Origin of the sequence: Paracoccus fistulariae, assembly GCF_028553785.1 — a bacterium.
Lineage (GTDB): Bacteria > Pseudomonadota > Alphaproteobacteria > Rhodobacterales > Rhodobacteraceae > Paracoccus > Paracoccus fistulariae.
The window spans coordinates 327397-341487 of record NZ_CP067136.1; the positions used below are offsets into that span (position 1 = coordinate 327397).

At 63.9% G+C, this 14091-nt stretch carries 13 protein-coding genes; 8 read left to right on the top strand and 5 right to left on the bottom strand.

The window, feature by feature from the left end; genetic code table 11:
- Positions 1–11: 11 nt before the first annotated feature.
- Genes JHX87_RS01710 through JHX87_RS01720 form a run of 3 tightly spaced genes read left to right on the top strand, consistent with a single transcriptional unit; the run spans position 12 to position 2424 of the window.
- On the top strand, positions 12–944 hold the full coding sequence (locus JHX87_RS01710) for a bifunctional riboflavin kinase/FAD synthetase (RefSeq protein ID WP_271884699.1): 933 nt from the start codon (positions 12–14) through the stop codon (positions 942–944).
- A complete protein-coding gene (locus tag JHX87_RS01715; RefSeq protein ID WP_271884701.1) occupies positions 944–1384 on the top strand; it encodes a YcgN family cysteine cluster protein in 441 nt (146 codons plus the stop codon). Before JHX87_RS01710 ends, JHX87_RS01715 begins: the two co-directional genes overlap by 1 nt.
- Positions 1381–2424: a threonine aldolase family protein gene (locus JHX87_RS01720; RefSeq protein WP_271884702.1), complete on the top strand. Its 1044-nt coding sequence runs from the start codon at positions 1381–1383 to the stop codon at positions 2422–2424. The genes JHX87_RS01715 and JHX87_RS01720 overlap by 4 nt, the downstream gene beginning before the upstream one ends.
- Here JHX87_RS01720 and JHX87_RS01725 read toward each other — a convergent pair.
- From JHX87_RS01725 to JHX87_RS01745, 5 genes are all read right to left on the bottom strand, one after another.
- Positions 2415–2891 carry a CinA family protein gene (locus tag JHX87_RS01725; RefSeq protein WP_271884704.1) on the bottom strand — a complete coding sequence of 159 codons (477 nt, stop codon included), beginning with the start codon at positions 2889–2891 and terminating at the stop codon, positions 2415–2417. The genes JHX87_RS01720 and JHX87_RS01725 overlap by 10 nt on opposite strands.
- Complete coding sequence (locus JHX87_RS01730; RefSeq protein ID WP_271884705.1) at positions 2888–3385, bottom strand: phosphatidylglycerophosphatase A family protein; 498 nt, start codon at positions 3383–3385, stop codon at positions 2888–2890. The genes JHX87_RS01725 and JHX87_RS01730 overlap by 4 nt, the downstream gene beginning before the upstream one ends.
- A gap of 4 nt (positions 3386–3389) precedes the next feature.
- Positions 3390–4535: a bifunctional 2-C-methyl-D-erythritol 4-phosphate cytidylyltransferase/2-C-methyl-D-erythritol 2,4-cyclodiphosphate synthase gene (locus JHX87_RS01735; RefSeq protein WP_271884707.1), complete on the bottom strand. Its 1146-nt coding sequence runs from the start codon at positions 4533–4535 to the stop codon at positions 3390–3392.
- The gene (gene purL, locus JHX87_RS01740) at positions 4532–6712 is read right to left on the bottom strand and encodes a phosphoribosylformylglycinamidine synthase subunit PurL (protein ID WP_271884709.1); all 2181 of its coding nucleotides are present in this window, start codon (positions 6710–6712) and stop codon (positions 4532–4534) included. The genes JHX87_RS01735 and purL overlap by 4 nt, the downstream gene beginning before the upstream one ends.
- A 341-nt stretch (positions 6713–7053) precedes the next feature.
- Positions 7054–7959 (bottom strand): LysR family transcriptional regulator, encoded by a 906-nt coding sequence (locus JHX87_RS01745; RefSeq protein WP_271884711.1) that lies wholly within the window; start codon positions 7957–7959, stop codon positions 7054–7056.
- Between the two features lie 155 nt (positions 7960–8114).
- On the opposite strand from JHX87_RS01745, the gene JHX87_RS01750 reads away from it, so the two are divergent.
- From JHX87_RS01750 to JHX87_RS01770, 5 genes are all read left to right on the top strand, one after another.
- The gene (locus JHX87_RS01750; protein WP_271884713.1) at positions 8115–11504 is read left to right on the top strand and encodes an indolepyruvate ferredoxin oxidoreductase family protein; all 3390 of its coding nucleotides are present in this window, start codon (positions 8115–8117) and stop codon (positions 11502–11504) included.
- A 66-nt stretch (positions 11505–11570) separates the two neighbouring features.
- Positions 11571–12383, top strand: coding sequence for a glutamate racemase (locus JHX87_RS01755; RefSeq protein ID WP_271884714.1), 813 nt, complete (start codon positions 11571–11573; stop codon positions 12381–12383).
- 18 nt (positions 12384–12401) lie between these two features.
- Positions 12402–12851 carry a cytochrome c maturation protein CcmE gene (ccmE, locus tag JHX87_RS01760; RefSeq protein WP_271884859.1) on the top strand — a complete coding sequence of 150 codons (450 nt, stop codon included), beginning with the start codon at positions 12402–12404 and terminating at the stop codon, positions 12849–12851.
- Positions 12852–12945: 94 nt separating this feature from the next.
- Entirely contained in the window at positions 12946–13557 is a 612-nt protein-coding gene (locus tag JHX87_RS01765; protein ID WP_271884716.1) for a holin-associated N-acetylmuramidase, read from the top strand.
- Entirely contained in the window at positions 13548–14087 is a 540-nt protein-coding gene (locus JHX87_RS01770; RefSeq protein ID WP_271884717.1) for a holin family protein, read from the top strand. Before JHX87_RS01765 ends, JHX87_RS01770 begins: the two co-directional genes overlap by 10 nt.
- Positions 14088–14091: the final 4 nt, after the last annotated feature.

The window sequence follows — 14091 nt, forward strand, 5'->3', positions numbered from 1 at the left end:
GTGGGGGCGCAGTGCAGATCCATCGCGATTGGACAGGATTATCGGCCGATGCCAGGGGGGCGTCGGTCGCCATGGGCAATTTCGACGGCATCCATCGGGGCCATCTGGCCGTCATCGACGCGGCCCGGCAGGCCAGCGATGCGCCGCTGGGCATCCTGACCTTCGAACCCCATCCCCGCCAGTTCTTCGCCCCTGACGCGCCGCCCTTCCGGCTGATGAATTCCGAATCCCGGGCCAACCGGCTGGCCCGTCTGGACGTGCAGCATCTGTATGAACTGCCCTTTGGCCCGGTTCTGGCCGGTCTGACGCCACGGGCTTTCGCGCAGCGGGTTCTGGTCGATGGTCTGGGCGTGCGCCATGTGACCGTGGGCTCTGATTTCTGCTTTGGCAAGGATCGTGCGGGCTCGGTGCAGACGTTGCGCGATCTGGGGGATGAGATGGGGTTCGGCGTCACCTCGGTGCCGCTTGTGGCGGCAGAGGACGGGCTGGATTACAGCTCGACCGCGATCCGCAAGGCGCTGTCCGATGGGCGGGTGGCGGATGCCAACCGCATGCTGGGCCACCTGCACCGCATCGAGGGAGAGGTGATCCACGGCAACAAGCGTGGCCGCGACTTCGGCTGGCCCACGGCGAATATGAAGATCGATGACCTGCACCTGCCGCGTCTGGGCGTTTATGCGGTGCTGGTCGATGTGCTGACCGGGCCGAACCGGCTGTCCTGCGGCGGCGTTGCCAGCATCGGCGTGCGCCCGATGTTTGGCCGCAATGAGCCCAATCTGGAGGTGCATCTGTTCGATTTCGACGGCGATCTTTACGGGCAGCACCTGTCGGTCGCCCTGGTCGATTTCCTGCGCGACGAAGAGAAATTCGACAGCGTGGATGTGCTGATCGACCAGATCGCCCGTGACGCCGAACAGGCGCGGGACATTCTGGCCCGGCTGTGATGCGCGACAGGTTCTGGGAACTGCCACTTGCCGATCTGGCCCCCGATGAATGGGAGGCACTGTGCGACGGCTGCGGCAAATGTTGCCTGAACAAGATCGAATATGAGGATACGGGCGAACTGGCCTTTACCCGCATCGCCTGCAAGCTGCTGGACGGGCAAAGCTGCCAATGCAGCAATTACGCCAACCGCCATCAATTCGTGCCGGAATGCGTGGTTCTGACGCCTGCAAAGGTGCGCGAAACCGCCTATTGGCTGCCCTCGACCTGCGCCTATCGGCTACGGCACGAGGGGCGGGCGCTGTATAAGTGGCATTACCTGATCTCGGGCGATCGCGAAGCGGTGCACAGGGCCGGGGTCAGCGTGCGCGGCTGGACGGTCAATGAGCTGACCATCAGCGAAGAGGATTGGGAAGATCACATCATCGAGGATCTGGCGTGAATTTTTCTTCGGATAATGCCTGGGGGGCGCATCCGGCGGTTCTGGCCGCGCTGACCGCCTGCAATGACGGCGCGGTCATGGCCTATGGCGCCGATGCCGTCACCGCGCGGGCCGAGGCGGTGTTTCGCGAATTGCTGCAGGCGCCGCAGGCGGTGCTGCGCTTTGTGGCGACGGGAACGGCGGCCAATGCGCTGGCGCTGTCGCAGATCGCGCCACCCTATGGCCGCATCTATTGCCACGAGGATGCCCATATCGAGACCAGCGAATGCGGCGCGCCCGAATTCTTTTCGGCCGGGGCCAAGCTGATCACGCTGCCGGGTGACGCGGGCAAGCTGACTCCCGAAACCCTCGCCGCCGCGATCCGTAGCGGAGAGAGCGAGGGGCTGAACGGCGGGCGCAATGCCGCCGTCTCGATCACCAATGCGACGGAATGGGGCACGGTCTATTCGGTGGGCGAGGTTGCGGCCCTTGCCGCCATCACCCACAAGGCCGGCCTGCCGCTGCATCTGGACGGCGCGCGCTTTGCCAATGCCGTGGCCTCGCGGGGCGCATCAGCGGCGCAGATGAGCTGGCAGGTGGGCGTCGATGCGCTGTGTTTCGGCGGCACGAAGAACGGTGCCATGGCGGCCGAGGCGGTGGTGTTCTTCGACCCGGCCCGGGCCGAGGGCTTTGACTATCGCCGCAAGCAATCGGGCCATGTCTTTTCCAAGCAACGCTTTCTGGCGGCGCAGATGCTGGCTTTGGCCAGTGACGGGCTGTGGCTGGATCTGGCGGCGCAGGCCAATGCGCGGGCCGCGCGGCTGGCCGAAGGGGTGCTGGCCGCCGGCGGCAGCCTGATGGTGCCGCGTCAGTCGAACGCGGTCTTTGCGCGGATTCCGGTCGAATTGCATCGCAAGGCGCAGGCGGCGGGGGTGATCTATCACCTCTGGCCGGATCCTTGTCCGGGCGGCGATGACATGGTGGCGCTGCGTCTTGTGACGGCGTGGAACACGCCTGACGAGGATGTGCTGCGCTTCTGCGCGTTGCTGGCTCAGGGCTGATCGCGCAGCGCGTCCAGCAGCAGGTTCAGCGCGTGATCGACGGTGGCGGCGCGGACATGGCTGCGCCCGATCGCGCTGAATTCGACCGTCTCGACCCTGACGCCATCCGGCTGCGCCAGCCCGAAGCAGACGCGACCCTCGGGTTTGTGATCGGATCCGCCCGGCCCGGCAATCCCCGTGACCGCCACGGCGATCCCCGCGTCAGAGCGGTGCAATGCACCACGGGCCATTTCCGCCGCGACCTCGGGGCTGACGGCGCCATGATCGCGCAGGCTTTCGGCGCGCACGCCCAGCATCTGCTGCTTGGCGGCGTTGGAATAGGTGATGAAGCCGCGATCTACGGCGTCCGAGGAGCCGGGCACCTCGGTCAGGGCACCGATGATCAGGCCGCCGGTGCAGCTTTCCGCCGTGGCGATCATCACGCCACGGTCGCGGGCGGCCTGCAGGACCCGGGCGGCCAGGCTCATGCCAGCATCATCGGGATGTGAAAGGCACCCGCCGCAATGACCGTGGCGATGCCCGCGAACAGCCCGGCCCACAGATCGTCCTTCATCACGCCCGCCACACCGCCGTCGCGATCCGCGCGCCCGACCAACCATGGTTTCCAGATATCGAACAGCCGGAAAAAGACAAAGGCCGCGACCCAGCCGGGATAGGGGAAATTATCGGCAGGCAGGCCCATCATCCAGAAGCCGAAGGACGGAAAGCACAGGGCAAGCCATTGCCCCGCGACCTCGTCGATCACGATTTCGCTGCGGTCGGGATCGGCCATGCCTGCCGTATAGCGCGGCACCGCCCAGAAGCCTGCCAGCGTGACCAGAACCGTCGCCACCGCCAGCAGCGGGAAATGCCCGATCCGGTGCAGGATCAGCCCAAGCGCCACCGCGATGGCCGAAGCCCATGTTCCCGGCGCCGGGCGCAGCAGGCCCGCGCCGAAACAGATGCAAAGAAGTCGTTCCATATCCTCAGCCCTTCATCAGCGCGACGGTGGCGATGCTGGCGATACCTTCGCCGCGTCCGGTGAAGCCCAGCTTCTCCGAGGTGGTGGCCTTGACGCTGATCCGCGTCTGATCCACCCCGATGATCTGGGCCAGACGCGCCTGCATCGCGGCGGCATGCGGCCCGATCTTGGGCGTCTCGCAGATCAGCGTCACATCGGCATTGCCGAAATCAAAGCCCCGCGCGCGGGCCAGATCGGCGGCATGTTTCAGAAAGACGGCACTGTCGGCGCCCTTCCATTGCGGGTCCGAAGGCGGGAAGTGCCGCCCGATATCGCCTTCGGCCAGCGCGCCATAGATCGCATCGGTCAGCGCATGCATGCCGACATCGGCATCGGAATGGCCGACCAGCCCGGCCGTATGAGGGATCTGAATGCCGCACAGCCAGACATGATCGCCCGGCCCGAAGGCATGCACATCGAACCCATTGCCCAGACGAATATCCATCGCAGTCCCCAGCAGGTTTTCGGCCCGGGCAAAATCCTCGGGCCAGGTGATTTTCAGATTGTCCTCGCTGCCTTGCGTGATGGCAACGCGGTGGCCCATGCGCAGGGCCAGTTCCACGTCATCGGCGGCCCCGTCGGGATGGGCGCGATGGGCGGCCAGAATATCCGGCAGGCTGAAGCCCTGCGGGGTCTGGGCGCGAAACAGCCCTTCGCGCGGCGCGGTCGCGGTAACATGGCCATCCTGCCCCCGCCACAGCGCGTCCGAGACGGGCAGGGCGGGCGCGGCGGCGATGGCGCCCTGTTGCAGCGCCCCGATCACGCCGCCGACCACCGCATCCGTGACCAAAGGGCGCGCGCCGTCATGGATCAGCACATGGCTTGCCTGACCTTCCAGCGCCTGCAGCCCTGCCATGACGCTGGCCGATCGCGTCTCGGCCCCGGTGACGATGGTGACACGGCCTGCGAATTCGGCCAGCGCCTGCGCCATGTCCTGCGCATGGACGACCAGCACGACACGCTCAAAGCCACCAAAGGCGTCAACCGCGCGCGCCAGCACGCTGCGACCTGACAGATCCTGCCATTGCTTCGGCCTGCCGCCACCCGCGCGCAGGCCGCGACCCGCCGCCGTGATGATGGCGGCAAAGCCCGCTGGCGCGCGGATCGTCATATGTGATCGGGCATGTCGCCCTTGATGGCGGCGGCAAAGGCGCTGCGATAAAGGCGCGACAGCGTGTCCAGCGCCGCGCTGTCATCGCCCAGCGTCACCTTGCTGCCGCCAAAGCTGCCAACCTGCGCCACGGGCACGCCAAGCGCCTGCCCGGCGGCGATCAGCAGCGCGGCATTTTCGGGCGTGGCGGCGACCAGATAGCGGGCCTGATCCTCGCCAAAAAGCTGGCCGATATCGCCATCCGTCAGGGTCACGCCGATGCCCGCGGCCTCGGCCATTTCAAAGGCTGCCAGCGCCAGACCACCATCCGACAGGTCGGTGGCAGCGGCGATCAGCCCGCGATTGGTGCGCAGGAATTCGCCGTGCATGCGCTCGGCCGTCAGATCGACATGGGGGGCATCGCCATCTTCGCGGCCAAACGCCTCATGGGCCAGCGCGGATTGGCCCAGATGGCCGCCCGTGCGGCCAATCACCAGCGCCAGATCGTCCTCAGCGGGCAGTCCCGCGATCAGATCGTCCAGATTTTCGATCAGACCGACCGCGCCGATGGTCGGCGTCGGCAGGATGCCCTTGCCATCGGTTTCATTGTAAAGCGAGACATTGCCCGAGACGATGGGGAAATCCAGCGCAAGGCAGGCCTCTCCGATGCCCTTCACCGCGCCGACGAACTGGCCCATGATCTCGGGCTTTTCGGGATTGCCGAAATTCAGGTTGTCGGTGGTCGCCAGCGGCAGCGCGCCCACGGCGCAGAGGTTGCGATAGGCCTCGGCCACGGCCTGTTTGCCGCCCTCGAACGGGTTGGCGCGGACATAGCGGGGGGTCACGTCGCTGGTAAAGGCCAGCGCCTTGTTCGTGCCATGCACGCGCACGACGCCTGCGCCTAGTCCGGGGCGGCGGATCGTGTCGGCACCGACCTGGGTGTCATATTGTTCCCAGACCCAGGATTTATGGGCATGGTTCGGGCTGCCGATCAGCGCCTTCAGCGCGGCAATCGGCGTGATCGCGGGCAGGGGGGCGGCCTGTTCGGCGGCGGGCGTTTCGACCCAGGGGCGGTTATATTCCGGCGCGCTGGAGGACAGTTTCGACAGCGGCAGATCGGCCATCACCTCATTGCCATGCAGGATCAGAAAGCGATCCTCGGCGATGGTTTCGCCGACAATGGCGAAATCCAGATCCCATTTTTCGAAGATCGCGCGGGCCTCGGCCTCTTTTTCAGGCTTCAGCACCATCAGCATGCGTTCTTGGCTCTCCGACAGCATCATCTCATAGGCGGTCATATTGGTTTCGCGCTGCGGCACGTGATCCAGCACCAGCTTGATCCCCAATCCGCCCTTGTCGCCCATCTCGACCGCAGAACAGGTCAGCCCGGCCGCGCCCATATCCTGGATCGAGATCACGCTGCCCGAGGCCATCAGCTCAAGACAGGCTTCCAGCAGGCATTTTTCGGTAAAGGGATCGCCGACCTGAACGGTGGGGCGCTTTTCCTCGATGCTGTCGTCGAATTCGGCACTGGCCATGGTCGCGCCGCCAACGCCGTCGCGGCCGGTCTTGGCCCCCAGATAGACCACCGGCATGCCGACGCCCGATGCGGCGGAATAAAAGATCTTGTCGGCATCGGCCAGACCTGCGGCAAAGGCATTCACAAGGCAGTTGCCGTCATAGCTGCGGTGAAAGCGCACCTCGCCGCCGACATTGGGCACGCCGAAGGCATTGCCATAGGCGCCGATCCCTTCGACCACACCCTTGACCAGATGCGCGGTCTTGGGGTGTTCGGGGCGGCCGAAGGACAGCGAATCCATCGCCGCGATCGGGCGGGCGCCCATGGTAAAGACGTCGCGCAGGATACCCCCCACGCCGGTCGCTGCACCTTGATGCGGCTCGATGTACGAGGGGTGGTTGTGGCTCTCCATCTTGAAGACCACGGCCTGACCGTCGCCGATATCGACGACGCCCGCATTTTCGCCGGGTCCGCAGATCACCTGCGGGCCGGTCGTCGGCAGGGTGCGCAGCCATGTCTTCGAGGATTTATAGGAACAATGCTCGTTCCACATGGCGCTGAAAATGCCCAATTCTGTAAAGCTGGGCTCGCGGCCTATGATCTGCAGGATCTGATCATACTCGTCGGGCTTCAGCCCATGAGCGGCGATCAGGTCGGGGGTGATCGACGGTTCCTGCATATGAGAGACCCTTCCAGCTGGCATGTTTGCCGCCTTTTATGGCGAGATGCCCTGCAGGGAAAGGGTTACAACGTCACCGATCCGGGCTGCGGATAAAAAAAAGCCGGGCACGGAGCCCGGCCTAAGTCCAACAGGGAGGTAGAAGGAAATGAGCGCCTGAGCGTTTCATCACCTTCACAGCCGGATTTATGTGCAGAGCGCGAAGTGATCAAGTGTTAACGCAATGCGCTAACGGCAAATCTGCTATGCAGTGGCGGAATGGCTACACGGATAGGTTGCAAATCAAGGGGTTCACGGAGGAATATGTATATGCAATAGGCGAAAACCTGCCGAAGCTTTCTTCAGGATGTCAAGTTTTCGCTTTGCATCCGGCGATAGCCCTGGATTTCTTCCAGCACAAAGTCGCGGAATGCGGCAACTCGGCGCGTCTGGCGCAGCTCTTCGGGATAGGCGAGGAAGACCGGCACCTCATCCGAATCGACATCGGGCAGAACGCGGACAAGGCGGTCGTGATCCGCTGTCAGGTAATCGGGCAGGACGCCGATCCCGACATCTGCCAGAACCCCCTGAAGAACCCCGAAATAATTGTTCACTGTGAGAGTCGAGGCGACATTCTGCGCCAGCACCTCTTGCACCAGCCGCGCGCCCGCTGCCACCTGCGGTTGATCGGGCTTCTGGCAGATCAGGCGATGTGGCGCCAGATCGCTGATCGATTCGGGGGTGCCCGCCTGCTCCAGATATTCGCGGGTCGCGTACATGCGCATGCGAATATTCAGCAATCTGCGCCGGATCAGGTCCGATTGCGTCGGCTCTTTCATGCGGATCGCCACATCGGCCTCGCGCATGGGCAGGTCCAGAACCCGCTCTTCCAGCAGCAGATCGATCTTGAGATCGGGATATTTCGCGTAAAGCTTGCCCAGTCGCGGGGCCAGCCACAGCGTGCCGAATCCGACCGCGGTGGTGACCTTCAATTCGCCAAGCACATGTTCTTCGCTGTCGCGGATTCGCGCCGCAGCATTGTCCAGCCGACGCGCCATGGACGATGTCGCGTCGAACAGGAATTCGCCCTGCTCGGTCAGGATCAGACCACGGGCGTGGCGGTGAAACAGCGTCGTGCCCAGCGATTCTTCCAGCGCGCGAATCTGCCTGCTGACCGCTGATTGCGACAGGTGCAACGTGTCGCCGGCATGGGTCAGGCTACCCGCATCCGCGACGGCATGAAATATTCGAAGCTTATCCCAATCCATGCTGTTACAATCCTAACACGAAAGCCATGCATTTTTTGCATATCTATCCCGAATGCTGCGTTCGGGCAAGGCGGCTTATCAGCGGCTTTTTTGGTTCATTAGTCAGCAATTCTGACCTATAATCAGGCGGGGCCATCAGGCAAGGGGATTCGAGGATGAGCAAGCAGGAATTTTCGCTAGCCGACCGTTTTGATTTGACGAAATCGCAGGTTTTGCTGAACGGCACGCAGGCATTGGTGCGGCTGATGCTGATGCAGGCGGCGCGCGACAGGCAGGCCGGGCTGAACACGGCGGGCTATGTGACGGGCTATCGCGGCTCTCCGCTTGGGGCGGTCGATCTGCAGATGATGCGAGAGCAGAAGCGGCTGTCGGCGGCCAATGTGCTGTTTCAGCCGGGCCTGAACGAGGATCTGGCCGCCACCGCCATCTGGGGCAGTCAGCAGGCCGAACTGCACGGAGAGGGGAAATATGACGGTGTCTTTTCGCTGTGGTATGGCAAGGGGCCGGGCGTGGATCGCAGCGGCGATGTGATGCGTCACGCCAATATGGCGGGCACCTCGCCCCATGGCGGCGTGGTCATGGCGATGGGCGATGATCATACGGGCGAAAGCTCGACCGTGCTGCATCAGTCCGATTGGGCGATGATTGACGCCTATATCCCTGTCCTGTCGCCTGCCGGCGTGCAGGAAATTCTGGATTATGGCCTCTATGGCTTTGCCCTGTCACGGTTTTCTGGTCTATGGACCGGATTGAAAACGATGAAGGACACGGTAGAAGCCACGGCCGTGGTGAATGGCGATCCCGGCCGACTAAGCTTTGTGACACCCGAATTCGACATGCCCGAGGACGGGTTGAACATCCGGCTGGGCGATACGCCGGTCGCGCAGGAAGCGCGGATGATCGACTATAAACGCTGGGCGGCGCAGGCTTTCAGCCGCGCGAACCGGATCGACCGCAAGGTCTGGGGCCAGAGCGGGGCGCGGATCGGCTTTGTCGCCGCGGGCAAGAACTGGCTGGATCTGGTCCATGCGCTGTCGCTGCTGGGCATTGACGAGGCCGAGGCCGAGCGTCTGGGCCTGAGTACCTACAAGGTCGGTCAGACCTGGCCTCTGGACATGAAGTCCATGCAGGAATGGTCTGAAAACCTTGAAATTATCATCTGCGTCGAGGAAAAGCGAAAGCTGATCGAGGTGCAGTTGAAAGAGGCGATTTTCGACAATCGCCATGGCCGTCGCGTTCTGGGCTGGAAGCACGACCGCACGGGCGAGGAACTGTTCCCCACCCGCTATGCGCTGGATCCGGTGATGATCGCGCAGAAGATCGGCAATATCCTGATCGAGGAAGGCCGCGGCACAGATCGCATCCGCGCCGGGTTGGAGCGCCTGAACGAGGTGCGTCGCAATGATAACGCACCCGAGATTGCGACCAGAACCCCTTGGTTTTGTTCAGGTTGCCCGCATAACAGCTCGACCAAAATTCCGCAGGGCAGCCGCGCCTATGCGGGCATTGGCTGTCACTATATGGTGCAATGGATGGGCCGCGATACGGATGGCTTCACCCATATGGGCGCCGAGGGCGTGAACTGGGTCGGCGAAGCGCCATTCAGCAAGCGTTCCCATGTTTTTCAGAACCTTGGCGACGGAACCTATAATCATTCCGGCTCGCTTGCCATTCGCGCGGCTTTGGCGGCGGGGACGAATATCACCTATAAGATCCTCTATAATGACGCGGTGGCGATGACCGGCGGGCAGCCCAATGAGGGCGAATTGACCGCGCCGCAGATCGCACGGGAACTGGTCGCGATGGGCGTCGATCCGGTGGTCGTCGTCTATGACGAGAAAGAGGATGTCGACCGCAAGCTGTTCCCCTCGGATCTGCGCTTCGAAGAGCGCGCGCAGATGCAGAATGTGCAGAAGGATCTTGAAAAACAAAGCGGTGTCAGCGCGATCCTCTATATCCAGACCTGCGCGGCGGAAAAACGGCGGCGGCGCAAGAAGGGGCAGTTCCCCGATCCCGACCGCCGCGTCTGGATCAATCCCGAGGTCTGCGAAGGCTGCGGCGATTGCTCGGTCCAGTCGAACTGCGTCTCGATCGTGCCGCTGGACACCGAACTGGGCCGCAAGCGCCAGATCGACCAGTCCAGTTGCAACAAGGATTACAGCTGCGTCAAAGGCTTCTGTCCCAGCTTCGTCTCGGTCAAGGGGGGCACGCTGCGCAAGCCACAGGCTCAGGCGCTGGATCTGCCGGACCTGCCCGCGCCCAGCCTGCCCGCGATCAGTGGCACGCATAATGTCGTGATCACCGGCGTCGGGGGTACGGGCGTCGTGACCATCGGTGCGGTGCTGGCGCAGGCGGCGCATATCGACGGCAAGGGCGCGGGCATGATGGAGATGGCGGGGCTGGCCCAGAAGGGCGGCGCGGTGCATATCCACCTGCGTCTGGCCGACCGGCCCGAAGATATCAGCGCCATCCGCGTCGCCGTGGGCGAGGCCGATTGCATCATCGGCGGCGATCTGGTGGTGACGGCGGGGGCGCGGACCATCGGGCTGATGACCAAGGACCGGACCGGGGCGGTGGTCAATGATCACGAGATCATCACCGGCGATTTCACCCGGTTCCGCGACTTTCAGGTGCCCGCCGACCGGCTGAAACTGTCGCTTCAGGCGCGTCTGGGCGATAATCTGGCCTTCTTCGATGCCAATGAGCTGGCCCTGCGTTTTCTGGGCGATTCCATCTATTCCAACATGCTGGTTCTGGGCGCCTGCTGGCAGCAGGGGCTGTTGCCGCTGAGTGAAGAGGCGATCATGGAGGCGATCCGCCTGAACGGCGCCAAGGTTGCGGAAAACCAGCATGCCTTCCGCGTCGGTCGCTGGGCGATGGCCTTTCCCGACCAGACCCGCAAACCGGCCGAGGTGACGCAATTGCCGCCCGATCCGGTCGAATATCGCGCCGCGCGGCTGGTCGATTATCAGGGCAAGCGCCTGTCCCGCAGGTTCCGCAAGCTGGTCGATCAGGCGCCCGCACCGCTGCGCGACAGCATTGCGCGCGGCTATTACAAGTTGCTGGCCTATAAGGATGAATATGAGGTCGCGCGGCTGCATCTGACCACCGCGCAGCAGATCGCCGACAGGTGGGAAGGCGAGACGCGACTGACCTTTCACCTGGCCCCGCCGATGCTGGGCGGCAAGGATCCCAATGGCCGCCCGAAAAAGCGTGATTTCGGGCCGTGGATGCTGACCGCCTTTCGGGCTCTGGCGGCGATGAAGGGCTTGCGGGGCACGCCGTTGGATCCCTTTGGCTATTCCGCCGAGCGCAGGCGCGAACGCGCCATGATCCGCAGCTATGAGACGGACATGGCAGAGGTTCTGGCCAAGGTTTCCGACGCCACCATGCCCATCGCCATCGAGCTTGCGGAACTGCCGCTGGGCGTGCGCGGCTATGGCCCGGTCAAGGAAGAGGCGATGGATCAGGCCGCGATCCGCCGCGCCGAATTGCTGGAACAGTTCCGCGCGGGCCGCGCGCCAAGACGTGAAGCGGCCGAGTGAAACGGGTCATTTCCAATCCTCGCGCGACATCCTAAAAGATGTCTCGCGATCAGCAGGAGATGCAGAATGGCAGTGGGCGTTTTCGATTCCGGTCTGGGTGGTCTGACGGTGCATCAGGCCATCGCCGCGCGGCTGCCCGACCTGCCGCTGGTCTATCTGGGCGACAATGCCAACGCGCCTTACGGGGTGCGCACGGCGGATGACATCTTCGATCTCACCTGTGCCGGGGTCGAACGTCTGTGGCAGGAAGGCTGCGATCTGGTGATCCTGGCCTGCAACACCGCCTCGGCCGCCGCGCTGAAACGGATGCAAGAGAAATGGCTGCCCTCGGACAAGCGCGTCTTGGGCGTGTTCGTGCCGATGATCGAGGCGCTGACCGAACGCCGGTGGGGCGACAATACCCCGCCGCGAGAGGTCGCGGTGAAACATGTCGCGCTGTTTGCGACCCCCGCCACGGTGGCCAGCCGTGCCTTTCAGCGTGAACTGGCCTTTCGCGCGGTCGGCGTGGATGTCGAGGCGCAGCCCTGCGGCGGGGTCGTCGATGCGATCGAACAGGGCGATGAGATCCTGGCCGAGGCGCTGGTCACCAGCCATGTCGAGGCCCTGCTGCGCCGCATGCCCTATCCCGAGGCTGCGATCCTGGGCTGTACCCATTACCCGCTGGTCGAAGAGGTGTTTCAGCGCGCGCTTGGCCCGCAGGTCAAGGTGTTCAGCCAGGCCGGGCTGGTCGCCGAAAGCCTTGCCGATTATCTGCAACGTCGCCCCGAATTCATCGGCAGCGGCAATATGACGCGGAACCTGACCAGCGGCGATCCGGTACGTGTGTCGGGCAAGGCGACGCAATTCCTGCGCCGCCCGATCCGTTTCGAAGCTGCCTGAGGAGAGGTCATGGCCGGGCTGAAATCACTCAAGAAACGCCGCCGGATACAGGTGCTGATGGTCGCCGCCATCGCGCTGGCGCTGTCGGTCGCGCTGATCGGTTTCGGCTTTCGCGACGGGATCAACCTCTACCGCTCGCCCACGCAGGTGACGGAAAAGGCGCCGGACGGGGACGAATATTTCCAGCTTGGCGGGCTGGTGAAGGAGGGCTCTATCGTCAATCGCGACGGCGTGGCGTTCGATTTCGTGATCACCGATGGCGCGGTCGAGATCCCGGTCAGCTATCTGGGCCGCGATCCGCGCCCGGATCTGTTCACCGAAGGGCAGGGCACCATCGCCAAGGGCTATTACCGCAACGGCCGGTTCGAGGCGCAGGATCTGCTGGCCAAGCATGACGAAACCTACATGCCGCGCGAGGTCGTCGATACGCTGAAGGAAAGCGGCGTCTATCAGGATCCGAACGGCTGATCGCGGCAACGCCCGCGTGGTTAACAGGGCGTTAACGCCCCCCCGTCACCCTTTTTCGTCGCGGCCGCATGGGCCGCTGGCTTTTGGGGGTGTCATGCAAACTGTCGAACAGATCGCGCAGCAAATCGTCGCGCGAGAGGGCGGCTTCGTCAACGATCCGGACGATCCGGGCGGAGCCACGAAATACGGCGTCACCATCGGGACAATGCGGTCGCTTGGGATGGATCTGAACCGCGATGGCCGCATCGATAACCGCGATGTGCGGGCGCTGTCGCGAAGTCAGGCGCAGGATATTTTTGTCGAGCATTACTTCCGCAGGCCGGGTCTGGCCGAATTGCCCGAAACGCTGCAGGCCAGCGTCTTTGACATGTATGTGAATGCGGGCGCGAATGCCGTGAAGATCCTGCAAAAGCTGATCTCGCGTATGGGTTTTGCCGCCCGCGCGGATGGCGTCGTCGGGCCCAAAACCATCGCGGCGGCCCGGCAGGCTGCGGGCGCGGCACCAGACCATCTGGCTGATGCCTATGGCATTGCGCGGCGCAATTATTACTACGCGCTGGCCGATCAGCGTCCGGCCAGCCGCAAATATGCGCGAAACCGCGCGGGCGGGAAGGGCGGCTGGATCACCCGCGCCGAGGAATTCATCGCCGACCGCTATCACCTGACCGAGGCCGAACATCGCGAAAGGACCGCAACATGGGCATGATCGACCGCTTTATTGGCATGGGCCCGACCGCCACCGCGCTTGGCAGCGCCGTCGGCGGGGTGGCCGAGGTCTTTACCCAGAACGCCACCCGCCGGATGGAACTGGACGAGGAAGCCTATGCCCGCGCCATCACCCAGCTGGGGCAAGAATTCCAGCAGGCGCCGCATGGCTGGTTCGATGGCTTCGTGAACGGTCTGAACCGGATGCCACGGCCCCTGCTGGCCCTGGGCACGATGGCGCTGTTCGTCTATGCCATGGTCGAGCCGATGGGATTCGGGCTGCGCATGCAGGGTCTGCAACAGGTGCCAGAGCCGCTTTGGTGGTTGCTGGGCGCGATTGTCGGCTTCTATTTCGGCGCGCGCGAGGCGCATTATTTCCGCAACCGCGCATGGCCGGGCCGCAGCGGCGCAGCGGCATCAGAAAGCCGCGATCCGCAGCCGTCATCGCCCGCGACCGCTGCGACACGTCCGCAGGACGATTTCGCCGATAATGCCGCGCTGCGCGACTGGATGGCATCGCTGCCCGATTGATCCT